We start from the raw sequence: 19,179 nt of genomic DNA, 5'->3' as shown, positions 1-19,179 counted from the left end.
CCTTCCGGTCGAGTCGCCGGTCGCGAACGCCCACGCTAGAAGAGGGCGTTGGCGGAGGCGCCCGCTTCGAAGGCCAGCAGACGCCGCTTGCGGTCGAGGCCGCCGCCGTAGCCGGTGAGCCCGCCGCCCGCGCCGATCACGCGGTGGCAGGGGACGACGATGCCCACCGGGTTCCTGCCGTTGGCGAGTCCGACCGCACGGGACGCGCCGGGGCTGCCGAGTGCCTCGGCGAGTTCGCCGTACGTCCGGGTCTCCCCGTACGGGATGCGGCGCAGCCGCTCCCAGACGCGGAGCTGGAACGGGGTGCCGACGAGGTGCAACGGCAGGTCGAACTCGGTGAGTTCGCCGGCGAAGTACGCGTCGAGCTGGCGTACGGCCTCGGTGAAGGGCCGCGGGTCGGGGCTGCCGAAGGTCTCCTGCGGCGGGCGGTGGCGCTGGCCGGTCATGTGGATGCGGCTGAGGACCCCGTCGACGGCGACCAGGGTCAGCGCGTCGTAGGGGCTGTCCACGACCGTGTGCCGGACGGTGGGGGGCATGGGGACTTCCTTACGCGGGCAGGTGGTTGATCGGGTGGTCGTCGGTGGCCCACAGGTACTGCACGGCGTACGCGCGCCAGGGGCGCCAGCGTGCCGCCCGGTCGGTGAGCGCGGCGGGCGTGGCGGGCAGCCCGAGGCCCTGGGCGGCTCGGCGGACGCCGAGGTCGCCGGGGAGGAAGGCGTCGGGGTCGCCGAGCGCCCGCATGGCGATGATCTCGGTGGTCCAGGGACCGAAGCCGGGCAGGGCGAGGAGGTTGGCGCGGGCCTCGTCCCGGTCGCTGCCGGGTCCGAGGGCCAGACTGCCGTCGGCGAGGGCCGTGGCCAGGGTGAGCAGGGTCGTACGGCGGCTGCGCGGCAGGGCGAGGGTGGCCGGGTCGATCCCGGCGAGTGCCTCGGGCGTCGGGAAGAGGTGGGTGAGGCCGCCCTCCGGGTCCTCGACGGGGACGCCGTGCGCGGAGACGAGGCGGGCCGCGTGGGTGCGGGCGGCGGCCGTGGACACCTGCTGGCCGAGGACGGCCCGTACCGCGAACTCGGCGGCGTCGACGGTGCCCGGCACCCGCCGGCCGGGCGCGGCGTCGACGAGCGGTGCGAGGAGCGGGTCGGCGCGCAGCTGCTCGTCGACGGCGACGGGGTCGGCGTCGAGGTCGAGGAGCCGGCGGCAGCGGCTGATGGCGAGGGTGAGGTCGCGGGGATCGGTGAGCGAGAGCCGGCAGAGGACGTGGTCGGGGCGCGGTGTGAGCGCGACGATGCCGTGCCCGTACGGGAGGGCGAGCGTCCTGCGGTAGGCGCCGTCGCGCCACTCCTCGACGCCGGGGACGGCGGTGGCGGCCAGGTGGCCGAAGAGGTTGGAGGGGTTGAGCGGGGCGCGGAACGGCAGCCGGAGGGTGAGGGTGCCGGGGGTGGCCGTCGCACGGGTGGTGGCGGTGGTGGGTGGGTGCGATCCGGCGGAGCCGTTCGCGCGGGCGCGGAGCTCGCCGGGGGTGAGGGCGAAGACCTCGCGGACGGTGTCGTTGAAGGTGCGGATCGAGGAGAATCCGGCCGCGAAGGCGATCCGCGCCATGGGCATGGCGGTGGTCTCGATGAGCAGCCGGGCGGTCTGGGCCCGCTGGGCGCGGGCGAGCGCGAGCGGACCGGCGCCGAGCTCGGTGAGCAGCTGCCGCTCGATCTGCCGGGTGGAGTAGCCGAGCCGCGCGGCGAGGCCGGGCACTCCCTCGCGGTCGACGACCCCGTCCTGGATCAGGCGCACGGCGCGGGCGACGGCGTCGGCCCGTACGTGCCAGTGGGGCGATCCGGGGCTGGTGTCGGGCCGGCAGCGCTTGCAGGCCCGGAATCCGGCGCGCTGGCAGGCGGCCGCGGTGGGGTGGAACTCCATGTTCCCGGGCTTGGGCGGCACGGCCGGGCAGCTGGGCCGGCAGTAGATCCGAGTGGTGCGGACGGCGGTGAAGAAGACGCCGTCGAAGCGGGCGTCCTTCGAACGGACGGCCCGCACGCAGCGCTCGGTGTCGGTGTGCATGCCTCAAGGATCGGTGACCGCGGGCGGGCGGGGCTGGCGGGAAAACGACATCAACGTCCGGTGGCCTCGTCCTCGGCCAGGGCCTTCGCGAAGGTGTCGTACGCCGGCTGGTCGAAGAGCACGAACCGGACCTCCCGTACGGACCCGGCCGCGGCCTCACGGACCGCGCGGATCGCGATGCGGGCCCCGTCGTCCATGGGCCAGCCGTAGATGCCGGTGGAGATCGCGGGGAAGGCGACGGTCCCGGCGCCCAGCTCGGCGGCGATCCGCAGGGACTCGCGGTAGCAGGAGGCGAGCAGCCCGGAGCGGTCCTCCCGGGTGCTGTGGACGGGGCCGACGGTGTGGACGACCCAGCGGGCGGCGAGGTTTCCGGCGGTGGTGGCGACGGCCTGGCCGGTCGGCAGGCCGCGGCCGTAGTGGCCGGCCCGGAGCGTGCGGCACGCGTCGAGGACGGCGGGTCCGCCCCGCCGGTGGATCGCCCCGTCGACGCCGCCTCCGCCGAGGAGGGAGGAGTTGGCGGCGTTGACGATGACGTCGGTGTCCTGCCGGGTGATGTCGCCGCGGACGAGCACGATCTCGGGTCGGGTGGTCATGTCCCCATCCTCGCGCCGCCGGGGGCGGACGACACCTCAGTTTCCGGCGGGGACCCGCAGCCGGCGCCAGACCGCCTTGGCCGCGTTGTGGCCGGACATGCCGTGCACGCCGGGGCCGGGCGGGGTGGCGGAGGAGCAGAGGAAGACGGCCGGGTGGGGCGTGCCGTAGGGGAAGAGGGAGAGCTTCGGGCGGAGCAGGAGCTGGAGGCCTGCGGCGGCGCCGCAGGCGATGTCGCCGCCCACGTAGTTGGCGTTGCGCTCGGCGAGTTCGGGCGGTCCGGCGGTGGCACGGGCGAGGATCAGGTCGCGGAAGCCGGGCGCGAAGCGCTCGATCTGCCGCTCGACGGCCTCGGTGAGGTCGCCGCGCCAGCCGTTGGGGACGTGGCCGTAGGCCCAGAAGACGTGCTTGCCGTCGGGGGCGCGGCCGGGGTCGACGAGGCTGGGCTGGGCGGTGATGAGGAACGGGGTGTCGGGGGCGGTGCCGGAGGACGCCTGGTTCAGGGCGGTGGCGATCTCGCCCATGGTGGGGCCGACCTGGACGGTGCCGGCCCGGCGGGCGGCGTCGGAGGTCCACGGGACGGGTCCCGAGAGCGCGTAGTCGATCTTGAAGCAGCTGGCGCCGTAGCGGTAGCCGTCGTAGGCGGAGCCGAGTCCGGCGATCCGGGCCAGAGCGGTGGGCGAGGTGTCGAAGACGTAGGCGCGGGCCGGCGGCAGGTCGTCGAGCCGCTTGACCTCGAAGTCGGTGTGGACGGCGCCGCCGAGTTCCTTCAGGTACGCGGCGAGGGCGTCGGAGATCGACTGGGAGCCGCCCCGGGGCAGCGGCCAGCCGCCCGTGTGCGCGGCGAGTGCGAAGACCAGGCCGACGGCTCCGGTGGCGATGCCGCCGAGCGGGGCGATGACGTGGCCGACGAGCCCGGCGAACAGGCCGCGGGCCTTCTCGTCGCGGAAGCGGCGCATCAGCCAGGTGGAGGGCGGGAGTCCGGCCAGGCCGAAGCGGGCCAGGGTGACCGGGTCGCGGGGCAGCGCGGTGAGCGGAAGCTGCATGAAGTCCGCGACGAGGCTGTCCCATCGGCCGAGGAAGGGAGCGACGAGCCGCCGGTAGGTGCCGGCGTCGCGCGGGCCGAAGGAGGCGGCGGTCTCGGCGACGGAGCGGGAGAGGACCGCGGCGGTGCCGTCGTCCCAGGGGTGGGCCATGGGCAGCTCGGGATGCAGCCACTCCAGTCCGTGCCGCTGGAGCGGCATGGTCCTGAACACGGGCGAGGCGGCGCCGAGCGGGTGCACGGCCGAGCAGGGGTCGTGCCGGAAGCCGGGGAGCGTGAGCTCCTCCGTGCGGGCGCCGCCGCCGACGGTGGACTTCGCCTCGAACACGGCGACCGAGAACCCGCGCCGGGCGAGCTCCACGGCGGCGGTCAGTCCGTTGGGCCCCGCACCCACGACGACGGCATCGAGCATCGACGGCACCTGGGACTCCTTCGGTCGGCGGGCCAGGAACCCAGCATATTCCCGGCCCCGTACGGGACTTACCGCGCCCCGAGGAGTGACCGGATCCGTGCGGCGGTGGCCGCGTCGCGGGCGGCCGTGAACGGCAGGGTGTTGCCACCGGTGATCCGGAACCGTTCGCCGGTCAGGGTGAGGTCCGCGCCGCCGGCCTCCGCGACCAGCAGCAGTCCGGCGGCGTGGTCCCAGGCGTACTCCCAGGAGAAGGCGACGGCGTCGAGGCCGCCCCGGGCGACGGCCAGGTACTCGAGGCCCGCCGAGCCGCAGGGACGCGGGCGGACGCCCTCCGCGGTCAGTCCGAGCAGGGCGCGCTTCTGGTCCGGCGTGGTGTAGTCGGGGTGGGAGACGGCGACCTCCAGGACCGCACCGGGCGCGGGCGCGCCCGACCGTATCGGTTCGCCGTTCAGGGTGGCGCCGCGGCCGCGCACCGCCACGGCGAGCTGGTCCAGGGCGGGGGCGTAGGTCCAGGAGGCGAGGACCTCGCCGCGCCGGGCGAGGGCGACGAGCGTGCAGAATCCGGCCTCGCCGTGGACGAACTGGCGGGTGCCGTCCACCGGGTCGACGATCCACACCGGGGCGTCGCCCTTGAGTGCCTCGTAGACCGCGGGGTCGGCGTGCACGGCCTCCTCGCCGACCACCACCGAGCCGGGGAGCAACGCCGTGAGGGAGGCGGTGAGGTGGGCCTCGGCGGCCCGGTCGGCGACGGTCACCAGGTCGTGCGGCCCGTTCTTCTCGACGATGTCGTCCTCGGCGAGCTGCCGGAAGCGCGGCGTGATCTCGGCGGCGGCGGCCTTGCGCACCGCCTCCTCCACCTCGCCGGTGCCACCGGCGAGGACATGGGCGAGGAAGTCGTCGGCTCCGGTTCCGGTCACGCTGCGTTCCGTCATGTGTCCATCCCACCACACGCCTCCGACAACGCGGCGGCCCCCGGGTGGCCCGGGGGCGACCGGCGTGAGGACGGGCGGGGGCCCGCGGAACACGAGTACGCTGTGATCTTGGAAGGGTCGACCCCGTCACCCGTCAGCTCCACCGACCTTCCAGGGAGGGCTCGTGCACGGCGAGTACAAGGTCCCGGGCGGCAAGCTGGTCGTCGTCGACCTCGACGTGGAGGACGGCGTGCTGCGCCGGGTCCGGGTCGCGGGCGACTTCTTCCTCGAACCCGACGAGGCGATCCTGGCCGTCGACCGGGCCCTCGAAGGCGCCCCCGCGGACACCGACGCCGCCGGTCTCGCGGCCCGGATCGACCAGGCGCTGCCGCCCGGCACGGAGATGTTCGGCCTGACCACGGAGGGCATCGGGGTCGCGGTCCGGCGGGCGCTCGCGCACGCCACGGACTGGACGGACTACGACTGGCAGCTGGTCCACGAGCCGCCGCGCTCCCCCGCGCTGCACATGGCGCTCGACGAGGTGCTGACGGCCGAGGTGGCCGCGGGCCGGCGCCCGCCGACGCTGCGGGTGTGGGAGTGGGCCGCGCCCGCCGTGGTGATCGGGAGCTTCCAGTCGCTGCGCAACGAGGTGGACCCGGAGGCGGCAGCGCGGCACGGCATCGAGGTGGTCCGCCGGATCAGCGGCGGCGGCGCCATGTTCATCGAGCCGGGCAACACGATCACGTACTCGCTGTCGGTTCCCGGCGCCCTCGTCCAGGGCCTCTCCTTCACCGACAGCTACGCCTATCTGGACGACTGGGTGCTCGGCGCGCTCGGCGACATGGGCGTGAAGGCCTGGTACCAGCCGCTGAACGACATCGCCACCGACGCCGGCAAGATCGCGGGCGCCGCCCAGAAGCGCGTGGTCGCGGGCGGGGGCGCGGTGCTGCACCACGTGACGATGGCGTACGACATCGACGCCGACAAGATGACCGAGGTCCTGCGGATCGGCCGCGAGAAGCTCTCCGACAAGGGCACCACGAGCGCGAAGAAGCGGGTCGACCCGCTGCGCCGGCAGACCGGCCTGCCGCGCGAGGCGGTCATCGAGCGCATGATCGCCTCGTTCCGCGACCGCTACGGCCTGACGGAGGGCCGGGTCACGGACGAGGAGCTGGCCCTGGCCGAGAACCTGGCGGAGTCCAAGTTCGCGACGCGGGAGTGGACGGCCCGGGTGCCGTAGCGGGCGTGCCCGCGCAGGGTCCGGATGCCGTAGCGAGCGTGCCCGCGCAGGGTCCGTCTCTCCGGCCGGCCGGTCCCTCCGGCCGGCCCTCTTCCTCGCCCGGCCGCTCCGTCTCTCCGCCCGGCCCGCTTCCTCCGGTCGGTCCTCTTCGTCCAGTCGGTCGTCTTCCTCCGGTCGGCCCGCTTCCTCCGGTCGGACCTCCTCGTCGCCCGGGGCAGGGGCGCGTGGCGCGGCCCGTAGGCTGACGGCATGCGGATCGCTGTGGATCACCCGGTGCGGCCCGGGCTGCGGATGGAGAGCGCGGACGGTGGGCGGCTGGTCCTGGTGCAGGGCGAGCGGCCGGTGCTGTTCGCGCGGCAGCGGGTCACGCACCACGGCGTGCACTACGCCAGGACCGGGACGTACGTCTCCCCGCTGGCACCGGTGCGCGCCGCCACGGCCCGCGCCTTCGCGGACTTCGCCCCGCCGGGTTCCGAGGCGTGGACCGACCGCTGGGCCGCGCACGCGCGGGAGGAGCTGTGCGGGGCCGCCGAGGGACCGCTGCACGAGGGCGACTGGCACCTGGCCCCGATGACCCCGGACTGGTTCGTGGAGTCCCACTGGGCCAAGCTCCTCCCCCACGACACCGACCGGGGCCATCTCACCTGGTTCGGCTACGGCGACCCGGACGAGGACGCCCGCGACCTGCTGCCGCTGCGGGCGCTGTCCGCCCCGGACGCGCCGCGCGTGAAGGCGTACCGGCGGCAGTACCGTGAGGGCCTGCTGCCGCCCGTCGTGCTGTGGTGGATCAGCGGGCTCCAGAGCCCGGTCGTCCTCGACGGCCACGATCGGCTGGTCGCGGCGCTCGCCGAGGGCGGGCGTCCGACCGTCCTGCTGCTGTCCGGGGCGGTGGACGCCGGCCATGTCGCGATGTGGTCGGAGCTGCCGCTGCGGGCGTACGAGGAGCGGATGGCCGCCCTGCGGCCCGGCCCGCTGGCCGGCGTGAAGGCGAGTACGGTGAGCCGGCAGCTCGCGGCGGAACTGCTGGCCGTCGAACGGGCCCCCAGGATCACCCGCGCCTGGCCGCTGGCCGGCGGCGTGGCCGCCTGGGAGCGCGCCACGACGGAGCACGTGCCCGGCTGGCGACCGAAGCGCCGCCCCTGAGCGGGGAGGCGGGCCGGGGGGCCGGTGCCGGGGCCGGTCAGGCCTCTCCTCGGGGGTGTCGGGCGACTGGGCGGGATGCGGGGGCCGGTCAGGCGTCCAAGGGGGTGCGGGCGACCACGACGAACTCGTTGTACGGGAAGACCTTGCCGACCGGCCGGGAGAACGGGAAGGAGTAGACGCGGCCGACGGTGAGTCCGACCTTCTCGGCGTGGGTGCGCATGCCGTCGAAGTCGACGAAGCGCACGTGCGTGGCGTCGGTCTTGTAGCCGGCCTCCTGCGGGCAGATCAGGACGACCGAGCCGCCCGGCTTCACCAGCGGCAGGTACTGCTCCAGGATCGTGTTCCCGAGGGTCTCGTCCATGTGCTCCAGGACGTGCGCGCAGAGCAGGCTGTCGAAGGACCCGGGGCCGCAGTCCGGCGCCTCGGCCAGTTCGTCCGGCGTGTAGGCGGTCAGACCTCGCTCACGACAGGTGGCCACGGAGGTCGCGTTGTGGTCGACGCCCACGCTGTCGGGAGAGCAGTTCAGCAGATTGCGCCCCAGACCGCAGCCGATGTCGATCACCCGCCCCAGGCCGAGCCTCTTCAGGTTCCATCGATAGGGAGCCTGCGTGGGGAGGAACCGCCTGATCCCCGAGGTCTCGAGCCGCGCGAGCCGCTGGGTGTAGTCGGAGGACTGCGTGCCGGACATTGACGACCGCCTTCGTTGCGTTGTGTACACGCAAAACGACACCGTGGGAGGCGAGTTACGGGGTCTCGAACACCTTCCGGGCAGGCTGAAGGGACCCGAAGTGATCGACGCTGAACCGCTTCTCGATGCCTGCGAGGCTAGGCCATCGCGCTGTTCGGGGTCCAGGCCGGACGGTGCGCGACGGGAGGAGCGGCGCGGCCCGGAGCGGCAAGTCCGGACGGTGCGCGTCAGCGCCGCAGAGCTCCTGCCGGCCCGATGCGGGAGGGACGCGCGGGGGGCCTGCGCCGACCGGCCGGCCGGCCCGGAGCGCGCGGAGGCACCGACCCGCGACGCCGGCCCGCCGCGCCCGCCCGGCCCGCCCGGCCCACCCGGAAGCACCGGATCCGCGTCACCGGATCCGCGTACCGGCCCGCCCAGAGACACTTGACCCGCAACGCCGGCCCGCCCGGAGGCACCGGGCCCGCGTCACCGGCCCGCCCGGGACAGGGAATCGGCGTCGTCCCCGGACGGCGATGACGACGCGAGCGCCGTCCCGAGGCCGGTCCTCGCGTAGCGGACGACGCGGCCGCGGCGGGAGCGGTCGACCAGTCCCGCCCGTAGCAGGATGCCGAGGTGGTACGAGACGGTCGCGCTGCTCCAGCCGGTCCTCCGGCTCAACTCACCCGTGGACGCGGGCTGGTCGAGCGTGGTCAGCAGCGCGGCCCTGGTCACGCCCACGAGTCCCGTCAGGGCCGGTTCCGCCACGCCCGACGGGCGCTCCCCGAGAGCGCCGATGCCGCGCGCCCGGTAGACGAGCACCGGCGTGTGCGGACGTTCGGCGGCGAACAGCACCGGTCCGACGTGCGTCGTGGCCGGCACGAAGAGCACGCCTTCGTCGGCCCAGTCGATGACACCGGAGTAGGTGCGCTCCAGCACGAGTTCGGTGCCCGTCCACCGCATCCGCTCGCCGAGATCGTCGAGGACCGCCGCCGCGCCGTGTGCGGCCATCCGGTCGGCACGGTTGCCGATGTCGGCGTCCAGGACCGCGCGGACCCTCGACCAGTCCGGCGCCAGTACGGACGCGAACAAGGTCGCCATGGCCGTGGCGGCAGCGGTCGCGACGGCGGCGCCGCCGTCGCGCGCCACCCGCGCGAGCGCCGGAGGCAGCGGGCGTCGCCAGCGCTCGTAAGCCTCCTCGCTCGGATGCTGCGCCAGGACGTGGGGCCATACGCGCCGGCCACGGATCGCGATGTCGAGCTGGTAGTCGACCTCCTCGGCCGGGGTCGCGGCGATGCGGGCGGCCACCTCCGGCATCGACTCGCCGTGGCGCGGCACGGGTGTCAGGAAGTCCGGCGCGTAGCTGTGATCGGCGGGCACCAGGGCTTCCAGCAGCGCCAGCTGTCCCGGCGGGAGTGCCCGCCGGGCACGGGCGTGCCACTCCCGTGCGTGGGCGGCCGGATGCCGGCCGCGGTGGCGCAGCACGCCGAGAACCTCCATGGCCGGGGACGTGGCGAACCGCGACCTGCTCCAAGCCCGTGCGTCCAGCTGCACCCTCATCGCCATGCCGCGAGTGTCCCACCGCCGCCGGGACGCGGGCCGATGGATTCGAAGGGGCTCGAATCCATGGCGGTCACCGCCGCCCCCACCGGATGGTGATCCGCGACCGTGTCACCACGACCGAGGAGGCGCCTTGCGCACCGACCGAACGCCTTTCGACTCCGACCGCGACCGCCCCTCCGCCCCCGTCAGCCGACGCGGCGTCATGCGCATGGGCACCGCCCTCGGCGCGATGGGCCTCCTGGCCACTGCCGCTCCGGCGTCGGCGGCCGGCGACGCCCCGGGCAAGGAGCCGGCCCTGCGGAAGCCGATCCTGGTCGGTGCCAACCCCGGCCTCCAGCTCTTCGACCCGTCGGGCGCCTGCACGGCCTACATCTCCACGTGGCAGGTGGACTGGTCCACCCATGGAGCGGGGAACGCCGTCGTGCTCTGGCGGCCGGACGGCGTGAGGGCCGTCGGCGAGGACCCGCACCTCACGCTCTGGCTGGCCGATCGGTTCGTCCGTCACTTCCCCGAACTCGAGGGTCTGCCCTGGTCCGCACCCCGGTTCCACCGGTCGGCGGTCCGGATCCGGCTCGACCTCGCGTCCGGGCTGCACGCCTGGGGCGGAGGCATCGACGTGCGCATGGCCGAGGTGCTCGACCGGCGCGCCTTCGCCACCGACCGGTTCCCGCTGGGCAGCGTGGAACACAGCCTGAGCCTGGTGATCGGCCCGTGCGGACGCGCCCGAGCCACCGTCGACGGCCACACGCTGCCCGGCGAGATCAGCCGGGGAGGAACGCCGGACCGCCCGTCGTCGTCGGCGTTCGTCGCCACGGCCGAGGTATGGCGCGCCTGACCTCATCGGGTGGGGCAGCCGTACCCTTGGCGACCACGACACATGAGTCCGCGACCCGTGTGAGCTGGGTCGCAGGGTGGGTGGCCCCGGCCTCGAACAGGGCCTCGCGGACCTCGCCGTGGTAGCGGGGGTCGGTCTCGCCACGGACCAGGACCTGTCGACGAGGACGACGTCGATCGCGACGCCGTTCTCCGCGTGCATCATGATCAGCCCACCGGAAAGGTGACGCCTTCCTCGCGGAGCGCGAGGCGCAGGCCTCGAGACCGATGTCGTCGACACCCCCTCGGCGACCGGGAAGTCGGCCGGCTTGACCAGGCTCCCGGTCGAGAACGGCAGACCGGGCTCGGTGGATCTCGGTCATGACACCGCCGACCAGGAACTTCGTCGTTGCACAGGAGCGCCCAACCCAGCCGCTCGGCGACGAAGGCTTCGAACTCCTTCCCGGCGAAGCCTTTGTCGGCGAGGATCACCTGCCCGTGGCGGACGAGGTGGTGGTCGCGTTCCAGCAGCGCGGCCGCCACCTCCCGCTCGCCGGTCTTGGGGTTGGCCAGGCACCAGGTGACGGGCATGCCTTCCGCGGTGGTGACCAGGTAGAGCCGGAAGCCCCAGAAGAAGCGGGAGTGGCTGCGGCAGTAGCCGTAGCCACAGTGCCCTGCCAGGTCGGAGCGTTTGACGGTCTCGCGGGAGGCCTCCCAGGGCAGTGGGGTGGAGTCGATCAGCCGCAGGTCGTCGTTCCAGGTCGGCACCTGCCGGGCCAGCGCCTCGATCACGCGGCTGATCAGCGGACCTGCGGCGTTGAGCCGCTTGTTGTAGGCGGACTGCTGGGGCAGGTAGCGGAACAGGCGGCCGAGGCGGGCGTGGGCGAAGCGGATCCAGTGCCGGGCCGAGGGGAAGCCGAGCAGGACCTGGGCGATCGCCTGGCACAGCAGTTCGGCGTCCGTGAGTTTCGGGGGTCGCCCGATCCGGCGACAAGGCGCCACATGGTCGTCGATGAACACGTACAGTGCCGCCAAAAGGGCGTCCAGGTTTGTTTTCACACACTGACCAACGGGCGCCCTTCGTCATGGTCGCGACCAGCACGAACATCGGACTCACTCAGCTGGGGGTTTGTCTGACGGTACGGTCGACGCGTGGAGTCGAAGAGGGGAAGCGAGTGCCCGTTGCACGGGATCGGTGTGCGTCCTGATTACCTGGTCGGATGCCGTCTTGAGCAAGTGGTCGCCTCGTGGCACTTGTACGAGTCAGAGGCTCCGTCCGGCCCGCTGGACGTGTGGCTGATCGACAGCGAAGCGGTCGCCACTCGCATCACGACCGGTTCGGACTGGTGCCTGATCGTGGAGACGTCGAGCCCCTTCGAGGGATACGACATGGCCGAGTCAGGCCGCATCAAGGTGGCGCCTATCAGCGGCGAGACCCCGTTCGCGGATCACCTCGGCGAGACGGTGCTGGCAGTCAGCGAAGAGACTGCCCCGGACAGCGGGCGGATCGCACTGGAGATCACCTTCGGCTCCGGCCGCGTCCGGTGTGATACCTGGTCCGGCGGCCTTCGCCTGTCCAGCAAGTGATCAACAGACCAGCCACGGCGAGAACCGTGTGAGGCTCCGGTCGTGGCTGGTGTGATCACGGCGTCGCAGCCGTCCCGATTTCTTGGTGACGGGCCGTGGGAACCGGGGTGAGCCACCGTCCGCTCGAGCGCCGGACCGATGCCCTTCGCTCATCCTGGCCTTCCACAGTGCAGGTGGCGGTAGCCTCGCGGGCACCGACCGTACTCATGGAGCCGTCTGGGCACTCGATCCCTTTATCCGGAGCGGCGGCGCTCAACGTCTTCGAGGTCCCCACCGTCAGCACTGGTCACTTGATCACTCGTTGGTGTTGGTGGTACGAGCCCGCCGCACGGTGACCTCCTGATACTCCAGAGCCGTCAGAGCTCCCGATGCGACCGGGGCCCGTGGGGTGCCACGAACACTGCCCTGGCTTCCTCGCGCCCGGCACCACCATGGCGGCCTTCCGGGAACTGCGCCCGATGCTCTATCGGGCTGTCACACCGTTCCTTCAGGACGGTCACGAGGATGTGCGCGAAGCCGCTGTCATCGCCGTTCTTGTCCTCGCCGAACACGCCGCACTCGCCGCGCACCGCGATCACCTCGCGGCGCATGCGCGCCGCATCCTCGGGACCAGCAGCGTCGTCATCAACCGTCGCATCGCCTGGAGGGCCCTTGAAGCATGGGGCCACACTCCCCCAGGCTCAGAGCCTCTCTGGGAGGAGCCCTGGGACCAGGGGCCCCACACGGATGGCCGAGGCGATCTACACCCTCCCTTCTGACTCGTGGTCAGGCTGCCGCAAGGCGCCGGAAGCAGATGAACGCGGCGGCGATGCCGACGAATCCGAGGAAGTGCTCGGCCTTGCGCTCCTCACGCCGGTGGAGCCGTCGGCATCCGGCCAGCCAGGACACGGTCCGTTCCACGACCCAACGATGCCGGCCGAGCCACTGGGAGGACTTGCCCCCTTCCTGGCGATCCGTGGCGTGATGCCCCGGCGGCGAAGCCACCGCCGGAGGGCTTCGTCGTCGTATCCCTTGTCGGCGTGGAGCTTGACGGTGCGTCGGCGTCGCGGTCCGCGGCGGGAGCGGATTGGCGGAACGCCTCGGATCAACGGCTCCAGGATCTGGTTGTCGTGCGGGTGCGCGCCGGAGGTGCCCAGCGACAAGGGCAGACCGTTTCTGTCTGTCACCAGGTGAATTCTCGATCCCAGCTTCCCCCGATCGGTCGGATTCGGTCCGGTCAGCTGCCCTCCGTTGCAACTCGAAGGCTCACGGAGTCAATTGCGCATCTCGACCAGTCCAGCTGGCCGCGGCCACCCGGCTCGTCGAGGATGACCCGGTGGAGACGAGCCCGGACCCGATCTCGGTCAGGCTGCAGGGCCGAGGTCTCCTTCGAGGTGCGTTTGAATGATCGAAGGTCGATCCCAGAGAGCCAGGATCTCGTTGGCGAGGGCCACGACGGGCAGGTGATCCTGGTCCCTCACCTTGATGGCGGCGGCCTTCAAGGTACGAGGTACGGCTCCGGCGTCGAGAAGGATGCGCCATTCCTGCGCGCCGAGTTCCAGGAACTCAAGTCCGGTGAGCCCGGCGACCTCCAGAGGGTCGGCCAGGGTTCCGGGCCAGGCGGTGAGGGTGCGCAGGCAGGGAAGTCCGGCGACGGGTGCGAGGCTGAGCGGTGCGCCGTTCCAGGCCTCGATGGACAGAACCTCCAGGGCTGCGTGGGCGGCGGCCTGGATGCTCTCAAGGTGACCGGCTCCGACCCTGGCCGCGGCAGGAAGCTGATCTCCGCGGCGGTCACCGCGTTCGTCCCGCAGCCGGCCCAGAACGAAGTCGGTGAGGGAATCAGCCACGAGGTCGGCACCGAGGCTCTGCTCGTGATCGACCAGGATGACCTGCCCGAGGTATCCGCCCGGGCCGGGCGTCATATCGACCGCGAACTCGTCGCCGCCGTTGCTTCCGAAGACGATCCAGCCCGACGAGCCGGCCAAGCCCTGCACCGCTGCGTCCGGCGCCCTATTGACCGCGCGCGTCGCGCTCAAGTCCCAACTCGGGTGGCGGACCGCCCCGTCGACGGCGTACAAGTGGTCCAGCCCGGAGAGCTCGCAGCCGACCGCGGCACCGGCGCGGTCCGCCTCCTCGAAGTCGTCGTCGTAGTCCACTCGTGTCACCCGGTAAAGCACCTTGAGCTCGTCGGACAACGTGACGCCGAGGCGCGCTTCCGCGGCAGCGATCTCCTCTTCGGCCGCGCCAACGGCGCCGGGCAGCCGCTCACGGAGCGTCCGCTCCAGCAACTCGAGATCCGCCGATGGTGCCGACACCGCCCCTGGCACCGGAACGGGACCACGGCGCCAGGGCTCAGGAATGGCTCCATCAGCCAGAAGAAGCACTCCCAGGTCTGGGTACCCGACAGCCGGTTCCACGACCGGACTCGGCCAGACCAGGCCAAGCACGGTCCTTCCGCTCGGCTGGACTTCCGCCCGAAACGCGATCTCCTCCACCCCGCCGCGCGCGAGCGCCCCCCGAATGTGCTCCACCGCGATCCGCGCCGAGGGCCCCCTCGTTCCACGATGGGCGAGACTGGAGCCGTGCCGGCCGATGCGTCCTGCCACGCGAGCTGGCCGGGCAGCACGCCGGTCCGTGTCGCCGGTCAGCATGAACTGCAGCACGGGCTCCCAGGTCGCGAAGTCGGACAGCGACGGCAAAGGGGGTCTGTGATCAACCATGCGGAGACCGTACGCGGACCCTGTGGCAGCGGAGGAAGCCGGGTCGCCGCCCGCCAGCGGGTCACGCGAGACTCGGGCACCGGAGTCCAGGATGCCTGCCGCTCAAACATGATTCGTTGCAGGCTCCGTCTGACGGGCGGGGGTCGGTCGTGGAGTCCACCGCTGGTGGACCGGGCCCTGCTGTGGCGGCCTGCCGGCGCATGAGCCTGACCATGCGGCAGCTCGTACCGCTGGTCGGGGTGTTGCCGTCGACGGCGGGCCCGGACTATCGACCACCTCGGCCGATGCTCGCGATCCGCTCCCTCAAGCGGTTCGCCAAGGACACCGTGCTCATCGTCGACGGCACCCTGCCCCTCACCGCGACCACACCATCGAAGGATGTGCGACGATCACGACGTGGCCATACCAGCCCTTCCACCGTCCGATGTACCGCGCCCGCCCATGCGTCCCGCGTCGGCCATGGCCGTCCTGACGGCACTGCTGGACCGCTCACTGGACCAGATGGCGGCGGCTGCGGCAGACGCCCGCCTGTTCGACCGGGAAGCCATTCGCGCGGCCTCGGATGTGTGGGACAACAATCTGTTTCCCCTGTTCTGGGCCGCCGGCACGTCCAGAGCCGGCGAGCGTGAGCGGAGGGCGGCGACCGTACTGGAGTGGATGGCCGGTCTCGGAGAGCGGCGGCGCGTATGGATGACCGAGCAGGCCGCGATCGCCGGGTACGACATCGAATCGCTCCTCCCACCGGCCAGGCCGGACACGCCAGGTCGCGACTATCGCGGACACGTCATGGCACCGCAGTACCGGCTTACGCGCCAGAACGTGGATGAGCTGGTCCCCGACTACGATCTGGCGGCGGCGTCCGTCCGCCACCTGCGGGTGGAGCGTGCCGGTACCTGCCTGACGGCCTTTCTCCAGCTGGTCGTCGACCGTAAGTTCGCTGTCGATGAGCCCGCGCCGCCCGCTCTGCTGGACGTGTGGCTGGATGGCATCACCGACATCTCCTTCGGCCTCTCGCACACGCGGGGAGTAATCCTGGACGCCGAAGTGCGGGGGGTCGGAATTTCCCTGGGTCCGGGCGGTCGGCTCCGCGCCGCCGGTGGCGAGTACCGCCTCGACGACCGTTCCTGGCACCTGTCGGCCGCCGGTCGACGCGCGGACGCGGTCATCCCTCCCCGTACCAGCCGGTCGGGTCGCCGACGTCGGCCGCCCGGCGGAGACCTGGGCCCCGACGCGCACGCTGCCGCCGCGCTTCTCCACCGTGCCATGTTGGAGCTGCGATCGGTACGCTATGCCGAACGGGCGGATCGCGTCCCTGTGCGCGACCTGTGCCGGGCCTTCTCGGGAGCGGGCGAAGCGATCCTGGCTGCCGGGTCACAACGCGGCGCCCGCCGCCGTGAGGCGGCCTTCCAGGACGTGATCCGAGCCTGGGCCGGCCAAGGCGGCCCGGACATCACCCGCTGGCTCGCCGCCGTCCTCAGGGAACACGAAGGTCGGCCGGACATCGTCGAGGCACCCCAGGTTCCCGAACGCATACCCCCCTCCCTCGCCGACGGCTCACCCGTGTCCGGTACGCCTTCGCAGGCAGCTCTCGTCATGGCCGCCTGGACGGCGGCACACACCGACTACCAGACGGAGCGTCCGGCCGCCGCACAGCTCCAACTCGCCCTGCCGCCTCGCGCCCACGAGGACTCTTCAGGACCTTGGCGACTGCGCACCGTCGGCTGCACCGAGCCGAACTCCTTCCACCTCCGAACCGGCGCGTTCCGCGGAGCCGGCCCGTTCGTCCAGGTGGGGAAGCCCACTGCTGCCTGCAGCCTTGACTTGCACCAGGGCGCCCTGCGCGTCGCGGCCGGAGACGGCTGGAGTGCGTCCGTGAGCTGACCTTCGCCCCGTGCCGTCATCGCTCATCGGTTTCGTCACGTGCCAGGCGCCGACGCAGCTCCAGGTTCTCGCCCTGCGCCGTTCGAGTGCCGCTGCATCCCGCCTCGCCGATGTACCACTGGAACCCCTTGAGATGATCCAGCCGGCTCTTCACCGATGACCACACGTACCGCTCCGTCGCCAGCTGAACCGACAGCCACCACTTCGCGGCCTCGCGGAACCAGCCCCTGATCAGGCGGCTGAAGTCGGCCACCGCGCGCCCCTGCGGTTCGTGTTCGCACTGCGGACCCTCCCCCACAGCATGGCCACGCAGATCGTCAGGACGTCGGGGTCGCGGCCGGCGTCTCGGGCGGCCTGCCGGACGGCCTTGACCATCCACTCGGTGAGGAAGGGGTTCGGCGAGCTGGAGGATGAAGCCCCGGCCTTCTGCCCCGCGAGGGCGAGGGCCTTGGGTCCGTACGCCGGCATCCACACCGGCGGCTTGCCGTCGCGCATCCACGGGATGCGGATCGGGTTGCCGTCGACCTCCGCCTGTCGGCCCTCCGCCAGGTCACGGCGGGCGGGGTGTCGGCGGCCGAGGCATAGACGCCGAAGGCGCCGAGCGAGGAGAGTGCGACGGCGGCGACGAGGAGATAGCGGGCGCGAGAAGTCACCAGAAATCCCTACGAGTTGCCGAAATAAGAGGTGCGCAGGTGGACGGGGCCGCGTGCGTCCAGGGGTGCGACGCGGCACGAAGGGGACCTGCCCGGTGCCCGGATTCCGGCCGCAGCCGGGGTGCTGACGCCAGGCACGGGGACGGTGGTCGCCGCTGGTACCGGATGCCGGTCGACCGCCCGCAAGTCGCCCGGCGCCGGCTCCTGACGGTGGTCCGGGGCCGGACCCGTGGCTCGGCCGGAGGCCCGTACGCAAGAACCATCCGGGCGTCAACTGGTGACTGTGCTCGTCGCACTTCGGCTGATGCGGCCTTCGGAAGAAGGCCGCAGGAGAGTACCTGTCCGACTGGGATCGCGGCCGGGTCGTCCAACTCAGCCCGGCTCGGCCGGTGCATTTCCACGCGATGCCCGCCCTTGGAAAATTGCCCCTACCCAAGGCGCGGGAAGCCGATTCGATCACGCAGGAAAGCCGCAGAAACGCCCCCTCAGCGACAGCCATGCCGATCGCGCGGGCGGATTCCGCATCCCCCCGGCGGCGGAGTTCAGGCCACCGGAGAAGGTAGACAGATCGAGCCCTTCAGTACCGGGGCGCCCCATGGGTGGCCCGGTCCATGACGCCCGGTCAAGTACGCCCTGCTCGCCTGCAGTCGACGCGGCGGGTTGGACCGTTTCATCCTGTTCGTCAGCGTGGGGCACCCTCAGGAACAGGAATGGTTGCGCTTCAAGAGAAAGCGATTTTGAGACCTGGATCACAAGACTGCCGACTTTCATTGCGACAGGCCTCGGCCCCGAACTTGCCTACGTGAGTCCGGAGACTTATTGAGCCGGAACTGATGGGTTGCCTGCTCGTTGATCGGGTGTGATCGAGGGTGGGGATATGCGGCGTCTGCCGCCCGCTGCGCAGGAGGATCTGCGGTTGCGGGTGGTGAGCGCGCTGGAGTCGGGGCGGGTCCGGACGTACGGCCAGGCGGCGGAGATGTTCGGGGTCTCCGAGCGGTCGGTGGGCACGTGGTGGCGGGCCAGCCGCGCCGGTGGGAGGCGGGCACTGCTCGCGGCGGCGCGTGAACCTCGGGCAGGCAAGGGTGAGTTGATCGACGAGTCCGGCCGTGGGGCGGTCTTGCAGGCGATGCGTGATTACACGCCGGCCGACCTCGGGCAGAGCGGGGTGATGTGGACCCGGGCCTCGGTGCGGACTCTCATCCGGTTGGTGTGCGGGGTGTCGATGACCGATCGGGGTGTGGGCAAGTGGCTGCGCCGGCACGGCTTCACCCCGCAGCGGCCCGCCCGCCGCTCCTACCGGCAGAAGGGCGACGAGGTCAGCCGGTGGCTTCAGGAGGAGTATCCGGCGATCCGGGCCCGGGCGAGCGGGGAGAAGGCCGAGCTGGTCTGGGCTGATCAGTGCGGTCTGCGCTCGGACACTGCCCCGCCGGGACGCTCGTGGGCTCCGGCTGGGCAGACCCCGCTGGTGCGGGTGAACGGGCGCCGTTTCAGGGTCAACGTCATGTCGGCCGTCGCCTCCCGCGGGGCGCTGTGGTTCACCGTCTTTCCCGGCAAGTTCACCTCACAGGTGTTCTGCGCGTTCCTCGACCGCCTCGCCCGGCACGCCGGGCGCAAGGTCCACGTGATCGCCGACCGGCATCCGGTCCACCGCAGCAGAGCCGTCCGGGCCTGGCTCGCCGAGAACGCCGAGCGCGTCGAACTGCATCTGATGCCCGGATACAGCCCCGAGCTGAATCCCGACGAGCTGTTGAACGCCGATCTGAAGCACCACGTCCACGCGGCCCGAGCCACCTCAGCCGACGACCTCGCCCACGAGACCCGCCGCTTCCTGCGGCGACGCCAGAAGCAACCCCACATCGTCTGCGGCTACTTCGCCGCCCGCCACGTCCGCTACACGATCCAGTAGGAAACCCATCAGTTCCGGCTCAATA

At 72.2% G+C, this 19,179-nt stretch carries 16 protein-coding genes and 5 pseudogenes; 7 read left to right on the top strand and 14 right to left on the bottom strand.

Annotation, left to right across the window (positions count from 1 at the left end):
- Nucleotides 1-35: 35 nt before the first annotated feature.
- Genes ESG85_RS20750 through ESG85_RS20730 form a run of 5 tightly spaced genes read right to left on the bottom strand, consistent with a single transcriptional unit; the run spans nt 36 to nt 5,026 of the window.
- Nucleotides 36-536 (bottom strand): methylated-DNA--[protein]-cysteine S-methyltransferase, encoded by a 501-nt coding sequence (locus ESG85_RS20750; RefSeq protein WP_128981427.1) that lies wholly within the window; start codon nt 534-536, stop codon nt 36-38.
- Between the two features lie 10 nt (nt 537-546).
- The gene (locus ESG85_RS20745; protein ID WP_128981425.1) at nt 547-2,049 is read right to left on the bottom strand and encodes an AlkA N-terminal domain-containing protein; all 1,503 of its coding nucleotides are present in this window, start codon (nt 2,047-2,049) and stop codon (nt 547-549) included.
- Nucleotides 2,050-2,099: 50 nt separating this feature from the next.
- The gene (locus tag ESG85_RS20740) at nt 2,100-2,642 is read right to left on the bottom strand and encodes an O-acetyl-ADP-ribose deacetylase (RefSeq protein WP_128981423.1); all 543 of its coding nucleotides are present in this window, start codon (nt 2,640-2,642) and stop codon (nt 2,100-2,102) included.
- Nucleotides 2,643-2,678: 36 nt separating this feature from the next.
- Nucleotides 2,679-4,103: a phytoene desaturase family protein gene (locus ESG85_RS20735; protein WP_128981421.1), complete on the bottom strand. Its 1,425-nt coding sequence runs from the start codon at nt 4,101-4,103 to the stop codon at nt 2,679-2,681.
- Between the two features lie 59 nt (nt 4,104-4,162).
- Nucleotides 4,163-5,026: an inositol monophosphatase family protein gene (locus tag ESG85_RS20730; protein ID WP_128981419.1), complete on the bottom strand. Its 864-nt coding sequence runs from the start codon at nt 5,024-5,026 to the stop codon at nt 4,163-4,165.
- A 163-nt stretch (nt 5,027-5,189) separates the two neighbouring features.
- Between ESG85_RS20730 and lplAB the strand changes: the two genes are divergently transcribed.
- Both lplAB and ESG85_RS20720 read left to right on the top strand, forming a co-directional pair.
- Nucleotides 5,190-6,245: a lipoate-protein ligase LplAB gene (lplAB, locus tag ESG85_RS20725; protein ID WP_128981417.1), complete on the top strand. Its 1,056-nt coding sequence runs from the start codon at nt 5,190-5,192 to the stop codon at nt 6,243-6,245.
- A 249-nt stretch (nt 6,246-6,494) separates the two neighbouring features.
- Nucleotides 6,495-7,388, top strand: coding sequence for a hypothetical protein (locus tag ESG85_RS20720; protein WP_128981415.1), 894 nt, complete (start codon nt 6,495-6,497; stop codon nt 7,386-7,388).
- Nucleotides 7,389-7,476: 88 nt separating this feature from the next.
- Here the strand turns inward: ESG85_RS20720 and ESG85_RS20715 are convergent, their stop codons facing one another.
- On the bottom strand, nt 7,477-8,076 hold the full coding sequence (locus ESG85_RS20715; protein WP_128981413.1) for a class I SAM-dependent methyltransferase: 600 nt from the start codon (nt 8,074-8,076) through the stop codon (nt 7,477-7,479).
- 465 nt (nt 8,077-8,541) lie between these two features.
- The gene (locus ESG85_RS20710) at nt 8,542-9,618 is read right to left on the bottom strand and encodes a winged helix-turn-helix domain-containing protein (RefSeq protein WP_128981411.1); all 1,077 of its coding nucleotides are present in this window, start codon (nt 9,616-9,618) and stop codon (nt 8,542-8,544) included.
- A 127-nt stretch (nt 9,619-9,745) separates the two neighbouring features.
- Between ESG85_RS20710 and ESG85_RS20705 the strand changes: the two genes are divergently transcribed.
- Nucleotides 9,746-10,450: a hypothetical protein gene (locus ESG85_RS20705; protein WP_219825207.1), complete on the top strand. Its 705-nt coding sequence runs from the start codon at nt 9,746-9,748 to the stop codon at nt 10,448-10,450.
- A 16-nt stretch (nt 10,451-10,466) separates the two neighbouring features.
- On the opposite strand, the pseudogene ESG85_RS36090 reads toward ESG85_RS20705, so the two are convergent.
- Both ESG85_RS36090 and ESG85_RS20695 read right to left on the bottom strand, forming a co-directional pair.
- Nucleotides 10,467-10,669 (bottom strand): annotated as a pseudogene (locus ESG85_RS36090) (dihydropyrimidinase); the annotation flags it as partial.
- A 164-nt stretch (nt 10,670-10,833) separates the two neighbouring features.
- Nucleotides 10,834-11,487: pseudogene (locus tag ESG85_RS20695) on the bottom strand (transposase); the annotation flags it as partial.
- A gap of 93 nt (nt 11,488-11,580) precedes the next feature.
- Here ESG85_RS20695 and ESG85_RS20690 point away from each other — a divergent pair.
- Complete coding sequence (locus tag ESG85_RS20690; RefSeq protein WP_128981409.1) at nt 11,581-12,015, top strand: hypothetical protein; 435 nt, start codon at nt 11,581-11,583, stop codon at nt 12,013-12,015.
- Between the two features lie 356 nt (nt 12,016-12,371).
- On the opposite strand, the gene ESG85_RS35065 is transcribed toward ESG85_RS20690, so the two are convergent.
- From ESG85_RS35065 to ESG85_RS20675, 3 genes and pseudogenes are all read right to left on the bottom strand, one after another.
- Nucleotides 12,372-12,605, bottom strand: a complete 234-nt coding sequence (locus ESG85_RS35065; RefSeq protein ID WP_164986285.1) for a hypothetical protein — start codon at nt 12,603-12,605, stop codon at nt 12,372-12,374.
- Between the two features lie 175 nt (nt 12,606-12,780).
- Nucleotides 12,781-13,423, bottom strand: a pseudogene (locus ESG85_RS36085) (IS5 family transposase); the annotation flags it as partial.
- Entirely contained in the window at nt 13,359-14,714 is a 1,356-nt protein-coding gene (locus ESG85_RS20675) for an SMI1/KNR4 family protein (protein ID WP_181019077.1), read from the bottom strand. The gene ESG85_RS20675 and the pseudogene ESG85_RS36085, both read right to left, overlap by 65 nt.
- A 141-nt stretch (nt 14,715-14,855) precedes the next feature.
- Here ESG85_RS20675 and ESG85_RS36080 point away from each other — a divergent pair.
- Together ESG85_RS36080 and ESG85_RS20670 are read left to right on the top strand one after the other, a co-directional pair.
- Nucleotides 14,856-15,087: pseudogene (locus tag ESG85_RS36080) on the top strand (IS5/IS1182 family transposase); the annotation flags it as partial.
- An 86-nt stretch (nt 15,088-15,173) separates the two neighbouring features.
- Nucleotides 15,174-16,595, top strand: coding sequence for a hypothetical protein (locus ESG85_RS20670; protein WP_128981407.1), 1,422 nt, complete (start codon nt 15,174-15,176; stop codon nt 16,593-16,595).
- Nucleotides 16,596-16,611: 16 nt separating this feature from the next.
- On the opposite strand, the gene ESG85_RS20665 is transcribed toward ESG85_RS20670, so the two are convergent.
- A complete protein-coding gene (locus ESG85_RS20665) occupies nt 16,612-16,848 on the bottom strand; it encodes a hypothetical protein (protein ID WP_128981405.1) in 237 nt (78 codons plus the stop codon).
- Between the two features lie 50 nt (nt 16,849-16,898).
- Nucleotides 16,899-17,216, bottom strand: a pseudogene (locus tag ESG85_RS36075) (LLM class flavin-dependent oxidoreductase); the annotation flags it as partial.
- 909 nt (nt 17,217-18,125) lie between these two features.
- Between ESG85_RS36075 and ESG85_RS20655 the strand changes: the two are divergent.
- Nucleotides 18,126-19,154 (top strand): IS630 family transposase, encoded by a 1,029-nt coding sequence (locus ESG85_RS20655; RefSeq protein WP_128978155.1) that lies wholly within the window; start codon nt 18,126-18,128, stop codon nt 19,152-19,154.
- Nucleotides 19,155-19,179 lie beyond the last annotated feature (25 nt).

This window comes from Streptomyces roseicoloratus (assembly GCF_004117935.1).
GTDB classification, from domain to species: Bacteria; Actinomycetota; Actinomycetes; order Streptomycetales; family Streptomycetaceae; genus Streptomyces; species Streptomyces roseicoloratus.
The sequence above is the reverse complement of the archived record's forward strand: the minus strand, read 5'-3'. Positions and strand labels throughout refer to the sequence as shown.